1 protein-coding gene is annotated in these 504 nt (G+C 38.3%); it reads right to left on the bottom strand.

Annotation, left to right across the window (positions count from 1 at the left end; all coding sequences use genetic code 11):
- Positions 1–10: 10 nt before the first annotated feature.
- A partial coding sequence (locus tag ACFIK8_RS13240) for a DnaB-like helicase C-terminal domain-containing protein (protein ID WP_375669683.1) occupies positions 11–504 on the bottom strand: 494 nt, incomplete at its 5' end.

Here is a 504-nt window from a genome sequence, read left to right as displayed (position 1 = left end):
CCATGATAACTTAACCATATTGTTCTGGAAGATACTGACTGTCTGCCAGATCGCTAAAGCGTGTGAAGTCAGATTGGAAGGCAAGATGAATAATCCCTGTCGGTCCATGCCGTTGCTTTGCTATAATAATTTCAGCTTTCCCCATAATTTTATCCATTTCATCTTGCCACTTCATATGTTCAGGAGTGCCTTCTTTAGGTTGTTCATTTTTGAAATAATATTCTTCACGATATACAAAAAGGACGATGTCAGCATCTTGCTCAATGGAACCAGATTCTCGTAAGTCTGAGAGTTGTGGACGTTTATCTGTTCGGTTCTCAACTTGACGTGAAAGTTGTGAAAGAGCGATAATTGGAATATTCAATTCTTTCGCTAAAGCTTTGAGTCCCATAGTGATTTCTGTAATTTCCTGAACACGATTTTCAGATGAGCGCTTTGAATTGCTTGTCATTAATTGGATATAGTCAATAATCAAAACATCCAAACCATGTTGTCGCTTGAGAC

Source organism: Bartonella sp. MR168JLCBS (assembly GCF_042194175.1).
This window is presented reverse-complemented; position numbering and strand designations above follow the sequence as displayed.